This window comes from Rahnella sp. NRRL B-41462 (assembly GCF_003263525.1).
Classification (GTDB): domain Bacteria; phylum Pseudomonadota; class Gammaproteobacteria; order Enterobacterales; family Enterobacteriaceae; genus Rahnella; species Rahnella aceris.
The window spans coordinates 11,706-31,916 of sequence record NZ_JYDF01000156.1 but is presented as its reverse complement, the minus strand read 5'-3'; the positions used below and the strand labels follow the sequence as shown (position 1 = coordinate 31,916).

At 56.1% G+C, this 20,211-nt stretch carries 9 protein-coding genes and 1 pseudogene; 3 read left to right on the top strand and 7 right to left on the bottom strand.

Features of this window, described 5'->3' with window-relative positions; genetic code table 11:
* The 4 genes from UC14_RS25530 to UC14_RS25515 all read right to left on the bottom strand — a co-directional run.
* A partial coding sequence (locus UC14_RS25530) for an SPFH domain-containing protein (protein WP_255563214.1) occupies positions 1–572 on the bottom strand: 572 nt, incomplete at its 3' end.
* Positions 569–1,603 carry a protease modulator HflC gene (gene hflC / locus UC14_RS25525; protein ID WP_112198688.1) on the bottom strand — a complete coding sequence of 345 codons (1,035 nt, stop codon included), beginning with the start codon at positions 1,601–1,603 and terminating at the stop codon, positions 569–571. The genes UC14_RS25530 and hflC, both read right to left, overlap by 4 nt.
* The gene (locus tag UC14_RS25520; protein ID WP_112198687.1) at positions 1,600–3,558 is read right to left on the bottom strand and encodes an SPFH domain-containing protein; all 1,959 of its coding nucleotides are present in this window, start codon (positions 3,556–3,558) and stop codon (positions 1,600–1,602) included. Before UC14_RS25520 ends, hflC begins: the two co-directional genes overlap by 4 nt.
* Positions 3,559–3,770: 212 nt before the next feature.
* Entirely contained in the window at positions 3,771–5,252 is a 1,482-nt protein-coding gene (locus UC14_RS25515; protein ID WP_112198686.1) for a SulP family inorganic anion transporter, read from the bottom strand.
* 218 nt (positions 5,253–5,470) lie between these two features.
* Here UC14_RS25515 and ychF point away from each other — a divergent pair, with 218 nt between their 5' ends.
* The 3 genes from ychF to UC14_RS25500 all read left to right on the top strand — a co-directional run bounded on the left by ychF (position 5,471) and on the right by UC14_RS25500 (position 9,501).
* On the top strand, positions 5,471–6,562 hold the full coding sequence (gene ychF, locus UC14_RS25510; protein WP_112198685.1) for a redox-regulated ATPase YchF: 1,092 nt from the start codon (positions 5,471–5,473) through the stop codon (positions 6,560–6,562).
* A gap of 173 nt (positions 6,563–6,735) precedes the next feature.
* Positions 6,736–7,083, top strand: coding sequence for an HNH nuclease YajD (gene yajD / locus UC14_RS25505; RefSeq protein WP_013575600.1), 348 nt, complete (start codon positions 6,736–6,738; stop codon positions 7,081–7,083).
* Positions 7,084–7,293: 210 nt separating this feature from the next.
* Entirely contained in the window at positions 7,294–9,501 is a 2,208-nt protein-coding gene (locus UC14_RS25500) for a TonB-dependent siderophore receptor (RefSeq protein WP_112198684.1), read from the top strand.
* A 57-nt stretch (positions 9,502–9,558) separates the two neighbouring features.
* Here the strand turns inward: UC14_RS25500 and UC14_RS25495 are convergent, their stop codons facing one another.
* The 3 genes and pseudogenes from UC14_RS25495 to UC14_RS25485 form a co-directional block, all read right to left on the bottom strand.
* Positions 9,559–10,743: a cell wall metabolism sensor histidine kinase WalK gene (locus UC14_RS25495; RefSeq protein WP_112198683.1), complete on the bottom strand. Its 1,185-nt coding sequence runs from the start codon at positions 10,741–10,743 to the stop codon at positions 9,559–9,561.
* The gene (locus UC14_RS25490; RefSeq protein ID WP_112198682.1) at positions 10,740–11,438 is read right to left on the bottom strand and encodes a response regulator; all 699 of its coding nucleotides are present in this window, start codon (positions 11,436–11,438) and stop codon (positions 10,740–10,742) included. Before UC14_RS25490 ends, UC14_RS25495 begins: the two co-directional genes overlap by 4 nt.
* A gap of 161 nt (positions 11,439–11,599) precedes the next feature.
* Positions 11,600–20,148: pseudogene (locus tag UC14_RS25485) on the bottom strand (GH36-type glycosyl hydrolase domain-containing protein).
* Positions 20,149–20,211 lie beyond the last annotated feature (63 nt).

The following is a 20,211-nucleotide window of genomic DNA, read 5'->3' as shown; positions in this document are numbered from 1 at the left end:
CCGTCGTTCGGCGATATGGCTGTCGTTACCCACCATTTCCGGCCGCGCGACCAGAATGGTATCCAGACGCGTGAGGCACAAATCGCCACCGCCGCGTGCTCGGTTAAACGATCCAGGGCCGGTAACACGTGTTCACCCTGCAACACAAACGCCACCGGATCGGTAATCACGTAATACACCTGCACATCCAGCTGAACCACGCCGGAATCACCGGTCAGCAAATACCCAGCGCCCGCGACGGCATCACTTTTCTCGCCGCCGGTATTGGTCCACGCAGGCACAATGTTTTCTCTGAGCAACGCGGTCACGTGATGCTCGATTACCCGGTCAGCGGCGGGTAAAATTTCTACCTGCTCCAGCGGTTCCGGCCACGCCAGCAACAACCCGGCTCCCGCCGTGCGGGAAACCGCACCAAAGCGCATCACCACCGCGCGCTTATCCGGCTCTATCTGCCGCACATTGGAGAACAGCCAGTTCGCGGCGGCAATCAGCGTCATGGCAAACAGCGCCAGACAGGCTATGCGTCCTGCCTGAAACCACGCATTCCCCTGAAAGCGGGACAACGGATTCATGGCCGCAGCCCGTTGCTGGCGGCGGGCAAGGCGGGCGGACCTTCAACCAGTTGCCGGAACGGTGCGGCATCAGTGCGCAGCACCAGCCGGGTGCCCGGCGTGATCACGCTGTTGAGCGTGTCAAGAGAGCGCAACAAATCGTACAATTCGGGGTTACTGGTCCGGGCTTTAGCGTATATCGCCGCGCTCTGAACCTGCGCCTGCGCTTCAATATTGGCTGCGCTGACCGACGCATCGGCCTTAATCACACGGGCATCGCGTTCGGCGGAAGACCGGATTTCAGCCGCCTGACGCTTACCTTCGGCGGACCGCTCGGTGGCAATGGTTTCCCGTTCTGCCCGCATGCGATCCACGGTGGCATCTAACGTCACCGACGGTAATGTCAGCCGTTCAACGCCGACCTGCACCAGTTCAATGCCATAGCTGTCGAGCAACTGGCGGGCTATCTGATCATGCAAATGCTGTTCAAAACCGGAAAGGCGGATTTTACTGGCATCAGTGTTCACCAGATCAGCCAGTGCAAAACCGCTGGTGGTGGTTTCCAGCGCCGAACCAATAAACGTTCGTATCTGCGCGGCGGCCATATCCGGCTGATTTTGTACCGCGCGGATAAAACGCTGCACATGCTGAGGATCGTTTTTCACCTGCCAGACAGTATAAGCCTGAACAATGATCCGCAGACCGTCACGGGTGCCGACATCCTGCAACCCACTGGACGTGGTGCGGATACGTAAATCCACCGGGATCGCGGTCTCCAGCGGCACCGGCAGATGCCATGCCAGCCCCGGTTGCAACAGCACACGCACCGGATTACCAAAGCGCGTGATCACCATCGCTTCGCCGGAACGCACCTGCACCAGACAGGCGGTGGCGGCAATCAGGGCCACCAGTACGATAGCAATCGTAACCCGTCGCCAGAGTCCAGGGGCCGCCGGGCCGGAATGATGATGGTGATGTCCGGCACCGTGATGATGTCCGCCATGTGCATCGTGATCGTGTCCGTGGGCTTCAGGTTGTTGGGAATCATTCACCGGGTAGTCTCCGCGTTGACAGAATGCGCCGCTTTATCCGCTCCGGGCGTAAATGGCAGGGTAAAATTTCTCAGATCCAGCACCGGCGAAGTCCCGCCGCCAATACGGTGATCAACAATCAGAACTTCCGGATGCTGCTGCATCGCCAGAATCAGCTGACTAAAATAACGGTCGGTCAGGAACGACTGTCCGCCAGCCTGATACGCCTGATTTTCTGCGTTAAAGCGCAACGCCATGACCTGCGCCTGATCGAGATTTTCGTGGCTTTGTGCACTGGCGGTATCCTGCGCCAGACGGGCAAATTGCTGTGCCGCATTCAGTTGCTGCGCGGCCTGCCCTTTCTCACCGGCAATGGCGCTTTGTGCCAGAATTTGTGCCGCCTGTACGCTGTGATAAGCATCCGCCGCACCCGCAGGTGGATGGATTGATTCAATCACCGTAGCCAGCAGTTCCACGCCGCTGTTGAGATGATCAAGCTGGCTCTGTACTTTCCGGCCAATATCTGCGGCAAGGCGTGTCTGATCACTTCCCAGCAGGCTGTCGAGCGTACGCGAGGAAAAATCATGCACCAGCACCTGGTTGGCAATACTGCGGATCAGCACCGGCATATTGTCGGTGTGATAGAGGCTCGCCATCGCCGCGCCGTCATTCATGGCGATGCGGTACACAAAGCGGACATCCATATTCATGATTTGAAAACTTTGCCTGTCACGGGTGGCACTGGCGATGATTTGTGATTTATCGCTGCTGTGGCCGGAGTCCCACAGACGGTTTGCGCTTTCAGGCGCCGGGCCTTCGGCGGTATCAGCCACCGTGACCGGTGTGGTGGTGACCGGTTCTTCGGAACCGGTGGTGAGTTCATGTACTTCGCCGTTATCAACCATCCGCGTACGGCCAAATGGCCACGGCAGACCCGCATGTAAACCGGGTTGTCGGACCGCCACCGGTTTGCCGAAGGATTCATAAATTCCGCGCTGGGTCAGCGGCACCTCGCTGATGCCCGTCAGCAGCCAACCGGTCAGCAACAAGATTGCGGCCAGCGGTAACAGTGCACGGCGCATAAAATGAAACGCCCAGATCTGACGAAGATCGATACCAAAATGCTGATGCAGTTCGTTTTGCACAAACTGTAACGGACGCGGCGGCCAGCAAATCTGCGCGGCCAGCAGGCTGCCCGCAATAAACTCCGGCTCTTTATCCTCACGCGGCGGCGAAAACATCGCCATCAGCGCCCGCAGGAAAAGCTCCAGCGCCACCAACCCCGGTAATAATCCGGTGAGCATCAGCAGGTGAGCAGGCCACACCGAAGCCTCACGGGCAAACATCAGGGCTAATGCACTCAGCAAAAACACGCCAATCATCATGCGCATCATCGGTGCGAGCTTTGCCGCTTCCGGCCATTCCAGCGGGTTTTTTAGCGTCCAGTGACGCTCCAGAACCAGTACAGCAAAGGCGCAGAGAATGAATACCGAACCGGCAAAATACCCCGCCTCACCGGCGTCATTGGCCGGTATTGGCAACTGCCATAACACACTGATGAGCACAATTGCGGCAAATGCAGGAAGCGCCTGGAAGAACACATGCGCGTCAACATAACGTAAAACAGGACGCATCCAGGGGCGGGAAATCAGACGTTGGGAAAATCCGGAAGACGCTTCCGGCATGGCGGTTTCAACAGCAGGCGCAAATTGTTGCGTCCGCCAGCGGGAGATACGCCGGGCACATTGCAGGGAGGCAGCGCAAACCCACATCGCCGCCATGATATTGCCGGTCACCCATGGCCACACCGATGCCGGAGAGACCAGATACAGCATCAGCAAGATCAGATACATCACGCTGCTGATCACCATAATGGGGTTGATCAGCCCGCTCAGCCAACGCGTGTGGGTGGCGGCAGACTGAAAGCGCAGCTGTTTACTGGCGTTATCCGTCCCGGATACTTTGTCTGTACTCATGTCCGCTCCGGCAGTGGAAAAAATACCCCGCAGCGCAGGCCTGAAGCCAGTTAGTGCGAAGTTGACCGGGCGTAACGGTATAACATTACAGAATTTTCAGCGATATGAATTTGGCCGCTTTTTTGCCCCGAATTGTAAGCATTTATCTTTAAAGGGCCACAAGCGGGTGAATAACGAAAAAGGTGCCGTTTTTAAGCGACACCTTTGAGGTTTCAGAGATTATCTTCAGCCACGTAATATTGCGGATCGTCGAGTTCGTGAGAACAGAATGGCCCGGCTTTTTTGAGCAAACTCACGCAATCATTGCTCAGATGACGCAGGCGAATGGTTTTACCGGCATCGAGATAGCGCGTGGTCAGTTTATCAATCGCCTCCACTCCGCTCGAATCCATGACCCGCGTACCGGCAAAATCCAGCACTACATTTTGCGGATCGTTTTCAGGATTAAACAGCTCGGCAAAGGTCGCGGCAGATCCGAAGAACAGCGGCCCGTCCAGCTTATACACTGCCAGGTCGCCTTTAGTTTTATGCTCGCGCACACGGATACGCGCCTGCTGCCAGGCAAAAACCAGCGCAGAGATAATCACGCCACTGATCACCGCCACGGCAAGATCGGTGAAAATCGTGATGACGGTGACAATCAGCATCACCAGTACATCAGCTTTAGGCATGCGGCGAAGACGGCGCAGCGAACTCCACTCAAAGGTGTTGTAGCAGACCACCAGCATAATGCCCGCCAGCGCTGCGACCGGCAGCAAGCCAATATAACCGGACAAACTGACCACAAACAGGATCAGTAAAATGGCGCCGACTGTACCGGAAATTCGCCCCCGACCGCCGGAGGTGAAATTAATGATCGATTGCCCAATCATCGCGCAACCGGCGAAGCAACCGAACAGACCGCAAATCGTATTCCCCGCGCCCTGCGCAATACTTTCACGGTTGCCGTTGCCCTTCTGATGACCCATTTCATCAAGCACGGTCATCGTCAGCAGCGATTCAATCAGGCCAACCAGCGCTATCACTACCGCATAGGGCAGCACGACTTTCAGCATCTCAACATTGAAAGGCGCAACCGGCAGGCTGAAGTGCGGCAACGCCCCTGAAATATCTGCCAGGTCACCCACGCGCAAGGTGTGCAGGTTAAAACCGATCGCTACGGCCGAAACGACGATCAGCGCTGCCAGCGAAGAAGGAATAATTTTGGTCAGTTTCGGGAACAGCACCACCACCAGAATCGCCAGCAACACCAGTCCGTACATCAGCAGTCCCTGCCCGGCAATCATGTGCAACTGCGCCAGCATAATGACAATTGCCAGCCCGTTCACAAAGCCGTGAACCGCAGGTAACGGCACCAGCCGGATAAATTTCCCGAGGCGGAAAACACCAATCAGAATCTGAATCAGCCCGGCAAAAATGGTCGCCCAAAGCACGTATCCCATACCGTGTTGTGCCGCCAGACTCATCAGCACCACCACAATGGATCCCGCTGCACCGGACACCATGCCCGGTTTACCGCCGAACAGTGCCGTCACCAGCCCGATAATAAACGCCGTGTGCAAACCGACAATCGGCGACAATCCGGCAACCAGTGAAAACCCGACCGCTTCGGGGACCATTGATACCGCCACCACAAATCCGGCCAGCGTTTCGTTCTTCATTTCAGACAACTTCAGACCACGCGGATTAAACATAAAACATCCGGTACATTTCCCGATCAGTTAAAAAATTGTGACAAGTATCTAAAAATGAACCAGGCGAGGCAAGGTTTATCCTGTGTACTGACAACAGTGGCGGCCACAAGCGGATCGAGATAAATGCGGTTCTCGTGTATAATGCGGGGAATTGTGGTCATTACATCGTGCGGTTATATTTAATCGTTTGATAATTAAGATATTAAGGTGAGAAAAACATGGGATTCAAATGCGGTATCGTCGGCCTGCCGAACGTCGGTAAATCTACTCTGTTCAATGCGCTGACCAAAGCGGGTATCGAAGCAGCAAACTTCCCGTTCTGCACCATCGAACCGAATACCGGTGTGGTACCAATGCCCGATCCGCGTCTCGACCAGTTGGCCGAGATTGTAAAACCGCAGCGTATCCTGCCAACCACCATGGAATTCGTGGACATCGCGGGTCTGGTCAAAGGCGCATCTAAAGGTGAAGGTCTGGGTAACCAGTTCCTGACTAACATCCGTGAAACTGAAGCCATCGGCCACGTTGTGCGTTGTTTCGAAAACGACAACATCATCCACGTTAACAACAAAGTGGATCCGGCTGATGACATCGAGGTTATCAATACCGAACTGGCATTATCTGACCTCGACACCTGCGAACGCGCGATTCACCGTGTGCAGAAACGTGCCAAAGGCGGTGACAAAGATGCGAAGGCAGAACTGGCCGCACTGGAAAAATGCCTGCCACAGCTGGAAAACGCTGGCATGCTGCGTGCACTGGATCTGACAGAGGAAGACAAAGCGGCCATCCGCTACCTGAGCTTCCTGACGCTGAAACCCACCATGTACATCGCCAACGTTAACGAAGACGGTTTCGAGAACAACCCTTACCTCGACGTCGTACGCAAAATCGCAGAGGCCGAAGGCTCCGTGGTCGTTGCTGTTTGTGCAGCGGTTGAATCTGACATCGCCGAACTCGACGACGCTGACCGTGAAGAATTCATGGCTGAACTGGGCATTGAAGAGCCGGGCCTGAACCGCGTGATCCGCGCCGGTTACGAACTGCTGAACCTGCAAACCTACTTCACCGCTGGCGTGAAAGAAGTTCGTGCATGGACCATCCCTGTCGGCGCAACGGCTCCGCAAGCCGCAGGTAAAATCCACACCGACTTCGAGAAAGGCTTCATCCGCGCACAAACCATCGCGTTCGAAGACTTCATCACCTACAAAGGTGAGCAAGGCGCGAAAGAAGCCGGCAAAATGCGTTCAGAAGGCAAAGACTACATCGTTAAAGATGGCGATGTGATGAACTTCCTGTTCAACGTCTGAACCGAACTTCAGTTTCCGCTCCACACAGAATCCACGCCCTTGCGTGGATTTTTCTTTTTTATCCCCCCCCTAAAATCGCCCTCAGCTCCCTCTTTTATTTCTCCTTCCGCTCTGTTACGGGATATATTAAGGGCACTATCGTAAATTTTCTCTTTGTAACGGGTAACATCTCAATGGCACTGATCCCAAAAAACTACCAGCGTCTGGAAAGCGGATATCGCGAGAAAGCGCTAAAAATCTATCCGTGGGTGTGCGGACGTTGTTCGCGGGAGTTTGTGTATTCAAACCTGCGTGAATTAACGGTTCACCATATCGACCATGATCATACCAATAATCCGGAAGATGGCAGTAACTGGGAGTTGTTGTGCCTGTATTGTCATGACCACGAACACTCGAAGTACACAGAAGCAGATCAGTACGGTTCAACGGTGGTGGCCGGTGAAGATGCGCAAGATGATGTCGGTGCCGCCACCTACAACCCGTTTGCCGATTTACAGGCGATGCTGAATAAGAAGAAATAGGGTCGATTCCGCTCCGCTCCTCCAGCAAAACTAAAAACCCCGGTATTCACCCAAATCCACGCGATGCCGTGGATTTTTTATGATGAACGAGGCGATTTACGCCACATAAGTTAGTCCCCTGATATTTTTCTTGCATCCCAAAACGCCATGCGCATAATCGCAAATTCAAATAATAATGATTCTCAGTCCTTTTTACATTAGGGTTACATTATGCGCGAAAAAATTTCACCCACAGGGTTTAAACCGACCCTGCTGGCACTCTTCGTCAGCGTAAGCTGCATGCCTGCGATGGCGGCCACCGCCCCTGCTCCGGCGACCAGCTCAACGGCGGCGACAGGCGATACCATGACTATCGTCAGTACGCCGGATAATGAATTCAAACCCGGCGGCAATGAGCTGGTTCCGGCCTATCTGGACGGTCAGGTGGCGCATGGTGGTCGCCTCGGCATGCTTGGCGAACAGAAGGCAATGGATGTGCCGTTTAACGTCATCGGCTTCACGTCAAAACTGATTCAGGATCAGCAGGCGCGGACCATTGCTGACGTGGTGCGCAATGATGCCACCGTCCAGAACGTGCAGGGATACGGCAACTTCGCCGAAACCTACCGCATTCGTGGCTTCCAGCTCGATGGCGATGACATGACGTATGGCGGATTGCCGGGCGTGGTGCCGCGTCAGGTGATGGATGCGTCGTTAATCGACCGCGTAGAAATCTTTAAAGGTGCGAACGGATTACTGAACGGCGCGGCGACAAGTGGCGTAGGCGGCATGATCAACCTCGAGCCGAAGCATGCGGATGACGCGCCACTGACCCGTGTCGGCGTGGATTACACCTCCTCTTCTCAGGTTGGTGGCACCCTGGATCTGGGCCGTCGTTTTGGCGATGACAACCAGTTCGGTGTCCGTCTGAATGCCGTTAACCGTGAAGGCGAAACCGGTATTGATGGTGAGAAAAAACGCACCACCGCAGCCTCACTGGGCCTCGATTATCGCGGTGACCGCCTTCGTACCTCTGTGGACATGGGCTATCAAAAGAAAACCTTCCACGACGCCCGTCTTGGCGTGAATATCAGTGGTGTGGATTTCATCCCGGAAGTGCCGTCCAACAGTCACAATTACAGTCAGGACTGGGTATACAGCAATATTGAGTCCGAATTTGGTATGGCCAAAGCGGAATATGATGTGACTGATGACTGGACAGTGTATGGCGGCGTTGGCGCACAGCATTCGCATGAAACCGGCGACTATGCTTCCCCTGCGCTGAAAGATGCTGACGGAACGGCAACGATTGGTCGTCTGGATACCAACCGCATCATCAATAATTTCAGCGGAATGGCGGGAATTCGCGGCAATTTCGATACCGCCTTCATCACCCACAAGGTGAATTTTGGTTATTCCGCCCTGACTTCACGCAATAATACGGCGTGGCGTATGGCCTACGGTGCCAATGCTGAAAACACCAATATTTATCACACCACGAATGTCCCGAACCCGACACCTAATCTGTCTGGCGGTAATTATGACGACCCGCTGACCACCGGGCGTAACCGGACTCAGGGCTATCTGTTAACCGACACGATGGGCATCCTGGATGATACCCTGTTGTTCACCGTCGGCGCCCGTCATCAGAAAGTGATCGTCCGTAATTACAGCAATGCGACCGGCGCTGAAGACGTGTCATCACGTTACAGCGACAGCCGCTGGATGCCGACGTACGGGGTTGTGTATAAACCGTGGCAGGTGATTTCCCTGTACGCCAACCACACCGAGTCTTTACAGCCGGGCGATGTGGCACCGAATAACGCGAAAAACTACGGTTCAACCACCGGCATTGCCCATTCAAAACAGAACGAAGTGGGTGTAAAAGCGGACTTCGGGCGTGCAGGCGGTTCACTGGCATTATTTGAAATCAAAAAACCGTCAGGCATTTTGGACAGCAATAAATTCTACAATCTGGACGGTGAACAACGTAACCGGGGCGTGGAGCTGAACGTCTTTGGCGAACCGGTGCTGGGCCTGCGTCTCAACGGCAGCGCGACCTGGATTGATCCGGAAATGACCAAAACCCAAGACAACACCTATAACGGTAAAGATGCGATTGGCGTGCCGCGCTACAACCTGGTGCTGGGTGCGGAATATGACATCAAACCGGTTGACGGCCTGACGGCCACCGCGCTGGTGAACCATTCCGGCTCACAGTGGGCAGACTCAGCCAACACGAAGAAAATCGACGCTTATTCCGTTCTGGATCTTGGCGTGCGTTACCGCACCAAAATCAACCAGAATGATATGGTCTGGCGTGCCGGTGTTGATAACGTGACCAATGAAAAATACTGGTCAAATATCGACAGCACCGGAACCTATATTTATCAGGGAAAAACGCGCGCGCTCAAAGTCTCCATGACGTACGACTTCTGATACGGATATAAAAAGGGGATGCATTCAGCATCCCTTTTTTATTACAGTGCGAATTTTTTATTGGCTGTTTTCCGGCAGCGGTAAACTGACCGTGACCATCAGCCCGCCGTGCGTTCTCTTCTCCGCATGGATCCCCCCGCCGTGCGCTTCACAAATCGCACGGGCGATGGATAAACCCAATCCGCTGCCCCCGGAATGTCGTGCGCGGGAAGAGTCCGCCCGGCTGAAGCGTTCAAACATAACAGGCAGAAAACTGTCATCCACACCCGGACCCTTGTCCCGGAACGTTATGTCATAACCGCCATTGCGGGGCGCGATGGCGATGTCCAGACGCCGTCCTTCCTGCGCATAACGCAGCGCATTTTCCATCAGAATGGTAAATACCTGCCCGAGCCGGAACGGGTCACCGACATAACGGCACGGCGTCTCCGGCGTCAGGGCGATGTCAAAACCGGCTTTCGTCGACTGAGGTTTCAGCCAGGTCATCCGCTCGCGCAGCAGATCTGCCAGATCCAGTTCTGTCTTGCTGAGGTTAAGCTGACCGGCATCCGCCAGCGACAGCAGATGCAGTTCGTCGATCAGACGGTTCAGATGCAAAAGCTGTGTCATCACCATCTGCAACTGCTGCGGCTCCGGGCGGAAAACACCGTCCAGCATGCCCTGTAAACGCCCCACCGCCGCCGTGAGCGGTGAGCGCAGTTCATGCGCCATCGCCACATGGGAGGCCCGCAGCTCCCGCTCATAGCGTGAAAGTTGCAACATCATGGCGTTAAAATCATCCGTGAACTGAATCAGTTCCGCCGGCGCATTTTTCACCGGCTCAGCCCGCGTATTAAAATCTCCCTGCGTGACCGCACGCGCCACCTGGGCCAGACGGCTGAATTGTGACGAAAGCGGTCGCGCGGCTTTTAATCCCAAAATAGCGATAAACGGCGTCACCACGACGACCAGGATGCCAACCATGATCCAGTCGGCCGAGGCGATGGAGGGATCGGAGTAACGCGCCCCCCAGCCCTGATCGACAATCTCATGAAACCGCGCAAGATTAAGATCCGGATTATCCCGCAGCACGTAAAACTCTGCCCTGAGTGCGGGAGACATATGGTGCAATACCCAAAGATTCTCAATGACAAAACGCAGCCACATGCACAGAGCAATCACAACGACACTGCCGATGGCCAGCGTCAGGATCCGCACACAAATCCAGCGCCACAGGGACTGATAGTGAGAGTGGTGGTTCATGGCTGTCTGAACCGGTAACCGACGCCGCGCACATTAACTAACACGTTAACGATGCCTGCAGATTCGAGTTTTTTACGCAAATTATAGACATGCGTATCAACCACCCTTTCCAGCGCCTCGCTTTCCGGCAGGCAATGCTCCAGCAAATACTGACGTGAGAACGGGCGTGTTGGTGCCCGCATTAATGTGCTCAGTACGCCAAATTCTGTCGGGGTTAGATCAAGATAATGCGGTTCGCCCGAGGCAGAGCTAACCGCCGCCGTCAGCGCCCCGACATCCACGTCGAGACCCTGCCAGCGCAACACAGCAGACGTGTTGTTTTCGCCTGTCGCCACACGACGCAGTACCGCCTGCACCCGCGCCACCACCTCACCGGGGTTGTAAGGTTTGACCACATAATCATCCGCACCGAAGCGCAGCGCGCCAATTTTATCGGGCATGTCGCCCATCGCCGTCACCATAATCACCGGCGTGCTGCTTTCACGCCGCAGCGATGCCAGCACATCAGTGCCGCGCATCCCGGGCAGCATCACATCCAGCAAAATGAGATCCGGCTTCCAGCGCAGCGCATGCTCCAGCCCGGAAATGCCGTCGCCGGCAATCTGTACGTCATATCCTTCGCGTTTTAAATACGCATCGAGAACGTCTGCCGCATCGGCATCATCTTCAATAATCAGGATCCGCTTTGGTTGCATTGAATCGCCCTGGCTGTTTCATCATAAATTCCCGGCAGTTTACTGACCCTGCCTCTCCCGACTTCCGGTTTCAGATGCGGCTGCAATCCGCTAAGAACCATACGTTTAGATGATAAGGAATCACAATGATATCCAGAAAACTAATGCTTCACATTACCTGTTTACGCATTTTCTGCCCGGCTCCCCAGTTCGACCACCACCTGATGCTCGTTACCGTCATCCGTCAGCGGGATCAGATCACCGTCCAGGGCATGGCCATCCAGCGTGACACAGTAGTCGCCTGTGTTGTGCCGTACCGTTATCAGGTAACGGCTGCTGCCTTGCTGATACGTCACCGTGACTTCCGGCCACAGCGCAGGCAATTTGCTGTGGATGGCGATAGCATCGCCATGGCGTGTAATGCCCAGCAATGATTCGGTGATCAACCGGTATGTCCAGCCCGCAGAACCGGTATACCAGCTCCAGCCCGCGCGACCGCTGTGCGGATCTACCGAATAAATATCGGCGGAAATCACATACGGTTCCCCTTTATAGCGGCTGACCGCCTCCGGCGTGAGGCTGTGATTGATCGGGTTAATCATCGACATCAGTTCCCAGGCGCGTTCGGTGTTGCCCTGTCGGGCAAACGCCATCACCGCCCAGATAGCTCCGTGGGTATACTGCCCGCCGTTTTCACGCACACCCGGCAGATATCCGCGGATATATCCCGGATTCGGGCCGTTGCCGTCAAATGGTGGCGTCAGTAATCTGATCAACCCCGCATCGTTATCGACCAGACGCTGATCGACTGACCGCATGGCGCTGGCGGTGCGTTCAGGTGTACCGGCTCCGGAAAGCACCGACCAACTTTGCGCGATAGCATCTATCTGGCATTCGTCGTTCATATGCGAACCCAGCGTTTCACCGCTGTCGAAATAACCGCGCAGATACCACTCACCGTCCCACGCATGGTTGTTGAGGTTTTGCTTCAGCAGCGCCGACTGCTCGCGGCACAGGGTGGCGATAGCGATGTCCTGACGCTCTTCTGCCAGTGCGCCATAACGTTGCAGAACGTCGTAGAGGAAAAAGCCCAGCCAGACACTTTCCCCGCGCCCGCCCAGCCCCACCAGATTCATGCCGTCATTCCAGTCTCCCGCGCCCATCAGCGGCAGTCCGTGCTCACCCATTTTCAGACCATTCTTCAGCGCACGCACACCGTGCTGCCAGAGACTTTCCTGCGTTGCGCTGACCTGCGGTTGCTCGTAGAACGACTCCTCACCCGCCTCCAGCAAACGTGCTTCGAGATAAGGCACGGATTCTTCGGCAATGCCATGATCGCCGGTGACCGTGATGTAATGGCTGATGGCCAGCGGCAGCCAGAGATAGTCGTCAGAACAGCGGGTACGCACGCCGTTGCCGGTTGGCGGATGCCACCAGTGCTGGACATCGCCTTCAATGAACTGCCTCGACGCACATAAGAGGATCTGTTCGCGCATCCGTTCCGGCGCCGCGTGGCTTAGCGCCAGCGTATCCTGCAACTGGTCACGGAAACCGAACGCCCCGCCGGACTGATAATAGCCGCTGCGCGCCAGGATCCGGCTGGCTAAGGTCTGGTAAATCAGCCAGCCGTTGGCGAGCAAATCAACCGATTTATCCGGCGTGGTGATCTGAATTTTATCCAGCACCTGATGCCAGTGATGATGAATGCGATCCAGCTCAGCCTGCGCCGCGCCTTCCTCAAGATACTGATGAATGAGCGCTTCGGCATCTGCGGCATTCTGCCCCAGACCCAGCGCGAAAATAAAGGTGCGCTGGTCGCCGTCGATAAGCGTTGTGGCCGACTGCACCACGCCACAAGGATCCAGCGCCGCACCGGTTTTATCGGAAAGACGCTGATTTTTCATGGCTGCGGGCATGGCCGCAGAACCGGTGCGACCAAAGAACTCGCGACGGTCACCGCTGACCGAGCAATGTGCGCCGGTGACCGCAAAGAAAGCGGTGCGTTCAGAGCCGTTGCTGGTGTAATGATTGGTCGCCAGTACGCCGCAACCTTTTACTACGTGCGCGGCCGAGGTCACGATATGCATCGCGGACTTGGCACGTAAATCCGCCATCACCCATTCGGCATAACCGGTCACCGACAATCTGCGCGGCCTGCCGGAGAGGTTAGTCAGGGTCATGATAATCAGTTTGACCGGCGCATGTTCGGCAACTAATACCGTCATTTCACTGGAAATGCCCCGCTCGGTATGTTCGAAGCAACTGTAACCGAAACCATGGCGGGTGACGTAACCGCCGATGCCGCGAACCGGTAACGGTGCAGGCGACCAGACGCTGCCGCTGTCCTCATCGCGCAGATAAAAGGCTTCGCCGGAACTGTCGCTGACCGGGTCATTTTCCCACGGCGTTAAGCGGTATTCGTGGGCATTTTCATACCAGGTATACGCCTGCGCGCTTTCTGAAATCACCGTACCAAAGCTGGCATTTGCCAGCACGTTCGACCACGGGGCAGGCGTGGTCTGACCTTCGTTAAGCACAATCTGATATTCACGACCATCCGGCGAGAAACCGCCCAGCCCGTTGAAACAGGCCAGTTCACGTGGCGGCGACATCACCGGCTGACTGTCATTGACCGTACGCACCGGCACCAACGCGGGCAGGGAAACGAGCGGTGTTTGTGTCCGCTGATTCAGCTGATCGTCCAGACTGCCACGGCGGTCGTCGATCACCACATGCGCCACGCTCATCAGCAGCATGCGGTCATCCGGTGTCATCTGCTCGCCGTTACGCACGAAAATTCCGCCCGGAATATCGGTCTGGCTGGACCCCGCGCCGGATGCCACCAGGCTGAGGATCTGGTTTTGCAGCGCCTGCTGATAACCGCCGGAATCATTACACAACAGCACCAGATCGACTTTTAATCCTTTCAGACGCCAGTAATGGTGCGCACGGATCAGCAACGTCACCAGCCCGATATTTTCGTTGCTGGTCATGGTCAGCAGTACAATCGGCAGATCGCCGGAAAGCGACTGTCCCCACAGACCGGATTGCCCGCGACGGTTGGCGGCGACCGACTGTGCATCGCCGCGCATTTCCTGACTGGCAAAAATCAGCGCCCCCGCCAGACGGTTAAACAGCCCGGCATCATCTTCCGAGGCATTAAGCTGGCGCAGCACTACCTGACTGTGCGACCAGGCGATTTCAAATACCCGGTCAGCAATATGATGGTCGCGATATTTTTCCAGCAACATCAGGCTTTGCAGGCGTGTGTCGCTGATGCCGTAAACCATGTCGATAATCACCGGCACACCGGGTCTGAGCCGGATGCGCTGACGAATCGCCATCACCGGATCCAGCACCGCACCGGCACTGTTACCGAGTGTTCCGCCCTTCTGCATTGCCTGCGGACTGGCGGCGGTGTTGCCACGCCCGATAAAGGCCGCGCGGTCGGTTTCAAATGACGTTTCCCGTTCCACCGCACCGTGGATAGCCATCATATGGAACATCCACGGACAGGCTTCATCCGGTTCGCGTGGTCGCCGGTGACAAAGAATCCCCTCCTGCGCAGGCACCAGTTCGGTTTGTACAAACAAATTACTGAACGCAGGATGGGCCGCGTCGTTGGCGGCGGGTGCCAGCACCACTTCGGCATACGTGGTGATATCCAGCGTACGCGAATGGCGGCCATTATGCGTGACCGTCATACGGCGGATTTCGACGTCATCTTCCGGTGATACCACGATATGCGTCTGCAGGGTCAGCAGGCCGCGGGTACGGGTAAACTCTGCGCCAAAATCGGTCAGTACCGCGTGGTAGGTTCCCTTCTGTTTACCGAGCGGTTGCCAGGTATTACTGGTCACTGCGCCCGATTCAGGATCGCTGACGTAGCAGAAGATGCCGCGGTTATCGCGGGTGGCATCTTCGCGCCAGCGGGTCAGGGTCAGGTCTTTCCAGCGACTGACACTGCCGCCCGCCTGCGTGACCATCAGATGGTAATGGGTATTGGAAAGCAGCTGAATTTCCGGTGACGGGCTGTCGACGTCGGTAAATTCACGCAGTTCCACGTTCACTTTTTGCAGCATATTGTCGTGCGATTCGAAGTGACGACGCGGGCTGTAAAGCTCGACGGCATCCGGCACGCGTTCCTGTAACAGTAAACGGGCGGACTGGAATGCCGCGTTGGCCGCAAAGCGTGCGGTCATCGGCGCGCCGAGCAACACGTTAGCCAGCGCCAGGAATCCCATGCCCTGGTGGTGCGCCATGTAGGAACGCACCACGATGTAAATCTGCCCGCGCACCAGACGCGACGGACTGTAATCCAGTGCATCATAGAAACCGTATTCACCGCGGGCGCCGCAATTCTCCAGTTCCAGCAGATTCACACAGGCTTCCTGCGGGCGGATCATCAGCGCCATCATCGTTGCGTAAGGCGCGACGACCATATCTTCACCCAGGCCGCGTTTAAGACCGAGGCCCGGCACACCGAAGGCGTGATACTGGTAGTTCTGGTTGAGATCAAAGGCCGCATACGCTGATTCAGAAATCCCCCAGGGCACGTTATTTTCCTTACCCCAGGCAATTTGCCGGTCAACGGCGGTCTGACACATCTGCACCAGCAGCGTATCGGGATACGCTGGCATCACCAGTTGTGGCATCAGATATTCAAACATTGAGCCGCTCCACGACATCAGCGACGGCTGTTTGTCGATCACGGTGAACAGACGCCCGAGGCGAACCAGCTTTTTTGCGGCAACTGATTGGTGGCGATGGTGACGTAATTCGTCAGACGGATTTCCGACGGCAGCAGATCGTACTTTCCGCTGTCCATTTTATGGGCGTCACAATTGTAACCGACGGTCAGCAGGTGGGTATTTTTGTCATACAGGAAGCGGAAATCCATGTGCGCATGCTCGTTCAGGCGCTGTTCGAGTTCACCGATGATGTCCAGCCGCTGGCGCGCCAGCCCGATAGTGCGGGATAACAGCGGTGACGTCCGGGCATCCTGTTGCGCCAGCCAGTGCAGCGTTGGCAGAGGTTGGTTTTGAGCCTCCGCCGGCAGCGCACCATAAAAATCTGACCACTCTTTAATGCCGGTCGCGAGCTGTGTTGCCAGCCGTTGTTGCCAGCCCTGCGCCGACGCAGCGATCAGGCCGTGCATATCCTGCAGGTAGGTAATACTTTCAGCGGCTTTGGCTGCGGTGGCCTGTTTCAGGCTTTCCCGCAGTTTAGTCATCAGCGGTTCATCGGTCTGGCTTTCCGCCATGTTCAGCGTATCGGCCAGCCCGGCCAGCCACGCGGTCATATTCAGCGCGGGCTGCGTGCGCCATAACCGTAATCCGCTGCTGAGCGTCAGCAGATGCCCGGCCAGATTGCCGCTGTCAACGCTGGAAATGTAGCGCGGATTGAGCGGTGCCAGCGTGCGCGTGTCGTACCAGTTATAAAGATGACCCCGAAAATGCTCGAGTTTATCCAGCGTATCGAGTGTCTGGCTGGTACGTTCCAGCACCTCACCCTGCGTAATGTAGCCGAAATCCCACGCGGTGATATTCGCCAGCAACGACAGACCAATGTTGGTTGGCGAGGTACGGTGCGCAATCACCGGCTGCGGAATTTCCTGGAAATTGTCGGGCGGCAGCCAGTTTTCCTCAGCGTTGACGAACGTTTCGAAAAAGTACCAGGTTTCACGTGCGGTCTGACGGAGGAAACGCTGTTGCTGCGCATCAATGCCCGGTTTCTGCCTGACGGCAGGCCGGCTCATCCAGCACATCACCAGCGGCGCGACAAGCCACAGCAGACCCAGCGGCAAGGCAAACCACAGTAACGGCGGATGCGCACCGGCGGCCAGTATAATCACGGCCACACCTGCCAGCAGATTCGCCCACATCCGGCGATAGAAATAGACCTGCGAGTGCGCACGGGATTTCTCGCCGATATTCACACTCGCCCATTCATGCAACATCCTGTGGCTGACATTCAGCCGCCACAAGGTCAGCAAAATGGCGTGTATTGAATACACGGCTTCGTGCGGCAGAGTCATTAACTGGAGCAAAATCCGCGAACAACGGCTGAGGGTAGCGGATGCCACACTTTTCAGATGGGCAATGACCTTGCGGCGTGAGCCTTTGTTGAAGAGATCCAGCACCAGCGCGACCACCACCGGGAAAAGCAGCATACTGGCGATAAAGCCCAGCCAGTAAAGCTTGTTCGGCACCAGCAACAGCGTGCAAAAAATGAGGGTCAGCAGCGCGGGAGCGATAAGGCTGCGGCGCAGGTTATCGAACAATTTCCAGCGGGAAAGCGTGGTCAGCGGGTTGCGGGTCCGCGTGCCATCTTCCTGCGTGACACGAAAACCCAGCCAGTTCAGCAATTGCCAGTCGCCACGGATCCAGCGGGTTTTACGCGCCACATCCGCCAGATAATGATCCGGATACTGCTCGTATAACACCACATCGCTGAGCATGCCCGAACGCGCATAACACCCTTCCAGCAGGTCGTGACTGAGCACTAAATTTTCCGGGCAGGTATTTTCTGTTGCCCGGATGAACATATCAACGTCGTAAATCCCTTTGCCGACAAATGAGCCTTCGCCGAATAAGTCCTGATAGATATCGGAGGACATCGACGAATACGGATCATTGCCCGGCACGCTGCTGCATAATGCGGCGTAACGCCCCTGCCCGTTTTCGGGGATTTCTTCGGCCAGCCGGGGCTGAAGAATGGCGTAGCCCGAAATCACCCGCTGGCGTTCAGTGTCATAAACCGGATGATTGAGCGGATGGGCCATGGCGGCGACCAGCTGATGTGCAGTCGCACGCGGCAGCACCGTGTCGCTGTCGAGGGTGATCACGTATTTCACCTGGCGCAGTTGCGCCTGTGTGCGGCCTTCCACCCGGGAGAACGGCTCACCTTCGCCGCGCAACCAGCGGTTCAGCGCATTCAGCTTGCCGCGTTTGCGCTCATATCCCATCCACACGCTCTGCGCCGCATTCATTTCACTGTCGCGATGCAACAACGTAAATAACGGCCCTTGTGCGTCGGTATAGCGTCGGTTGAGGGTCTGGATCTGCTGCGTGGCGTAGCTCAGCAACGCATCGTTGTCCTCGTTGTGCTGTTCAGGGTTGTCGTGAAAATCGGTGAGCAGCGCAAAATTCAGGTGTGACAGAACATTGCCGAGATAACAGACTTCGAGGCTGCTGATCAGTGCATCAATATTTTTCCGGCTACCCAGCAGACAGGGGATCACTACCAGGGTACTGGCGTGTTCCGGGATGCCGCCGACGAATTCCAGTCGGGGCAGCGGTTGCGGTGTGCGGCTACGGGTGGTGATTTCACTGAGCAGATTCAGCGCAAACTGGCTGGCGACCAGCACTACCGGCCCCAGTAACAGCCACCATGCCCAGTGCATGCCGGGATGCACGGTGTGATATAGCACCTCGGCGGTGATGGCGGTGGTCAGCAGCAGCAGGCTGCCGAGCCACGAAAGCAGCGGTGTCTGGCTGAGGCGGCTGCGGATGCGGGTTTGCAGTGAAAACCTCACCTGCAAATCTTTCTCCAGCGTCTTGCGCCCGGCATCAATCAGATAGTAACCGACATGTTGTTGCTGAAAGGAATCCGTTGCCTGTTGCGCCAGCGCCACCGCACGGCTGGCGACAAACGCCTCATCGTGCAGGGAATGGCGCGACAACTGTTCAATCTGATGGCGGTAGTTATCGCGGGTATCAAAGTGCATGGAGGCATAAATACCGGCCGGATCCTCACGCAGGACTTTCTCCACCACGCTGAGGTTTTCGGCGAATTCTGCCCAGTCCATTTCGGTCAACTGCCGCAAACCCATAATGCTGTTGCTGACAGAAAGCTGGCTGGCAGCAAGCTGCTGATTAAATTTATCGATCACTTCACGCTGGGTCAGCCCGACTTCACTCAGCCGCTGCTCTACCCAGGTCAGCGGCAGCGCCAGCATCGAACCGTGCCCCTGCAACCGGCGCACCAGTTCGGCCACGAAAGCGCTGCTACGCGGCGGATTGGTGCGCGCCATATCAGCAATCACGATGATCTGACTGGCGGGATCGTTTTCCGCGCTGTCCTGCAATTTATTGACCCAGAAATCGGCCAGATTACGTTCCTGCTGCGCATTCGCCACTTCAATACTGACCCGGCGTAAATTCTCGATCAGCGCCAGGCGCAGCATACCCGGAAACGCCCATAACTCCCCGAGCGTCAGCGGGCGCACACTCTGATAAGTCGAGAGAAAACGGGTCAGGGTTTTGATGTCCCACAGGCCGTCGCTGTGGCTGACAACCTCGGTCGCAATGTCATAAATGCGCGGGCAGGAATGCGGTAAACCCAGTGAAGGCAACCCCTTGCCAAAGTTTTTCGGTAACAGCTGGCGCACCAGACGGATTTGTTCTTCGATCAGATAGAAGTTATCGAGTAACCATTCACCGGCCGGGGTAATGCCCGCTTTTTCTCCACTGCTGAGGATCAGGCAACTGCGCGTTAAAACCTTTTCGTTATCGTCGAGGCGCTTTAGCAGGTAGTAAGGAAGTTTTTTGCCGGAGAGTTTGTGGGAGAGTGCGAGTTTGCCGCCGAACCGTTCCATCTGATCTGCGGAGAAAAGCTCGGCGCTGATCGGTACGGGGTGCGCCAGTGCGCTGGCGCGATGACGCCGGGTATGGCTAATAACAGGGGGTGCTCTTTTAATTTTGAACCAGTTAATCACAGCATTTTTCATGTCAGCATACCTTAGGCGGACCCGATAAGGCAGTTGCCTGAGCTGCGATGAGAGTTCACTTGA

Excerpts from the sequence above, each read along its gene's own strand:
- UC14_RS25520 (WP_112198687.1), bottom strand. The coding sequence starts at position 3,558 with ATGAGTACAGACAAAGTATCCGGGACGGATAACGCCAGTAAACAGCTG.
- UC14_RS25515 (WP_112198686.1), bottom strand. The coding sequence starts at position 5,252 with ATGTTTAATCCGCGTGGTCTGAAGTTGTCTGAAATGAAGAACGAAACG.
- ychF (WP_112198685.1), top strand. The coding sequence starts at position 5,471 with ATGGGATTCAAATGCGGTATCGTCGGCCTGCCGAACGTCGGTAAATCT.
- yajD (WP_013575600.1), top strand. The coding sequence starts at position 6,736 with ATGGCACTGATCCCAAAAAACTACCAGCGTCTGGAAAGCGGATATCGC.
- UC14_RS25500 (WP_112198684.1), top strand. The coding sequence starts at position 7,294 with ATGCGCGAAAAAATTTCACCCACAGGGTTTAAACCGACCCTGCTGGCA.
- UC14_RS25495 (WP_112198683.1), bottom strand. The coding sequence starts at position 10,743 with ATGAACCACCACTCTCACTATCAGTCCCTGTGGCGCTGGATTTGTGTG.
- UC14_RS25490 (WP_112198682.1), bottom strand. The coding sequence starts at position 11,438 with ATGCAACCAAAGCGGATCCTGATTATTGAAGATGATGCCGATGCGGCA.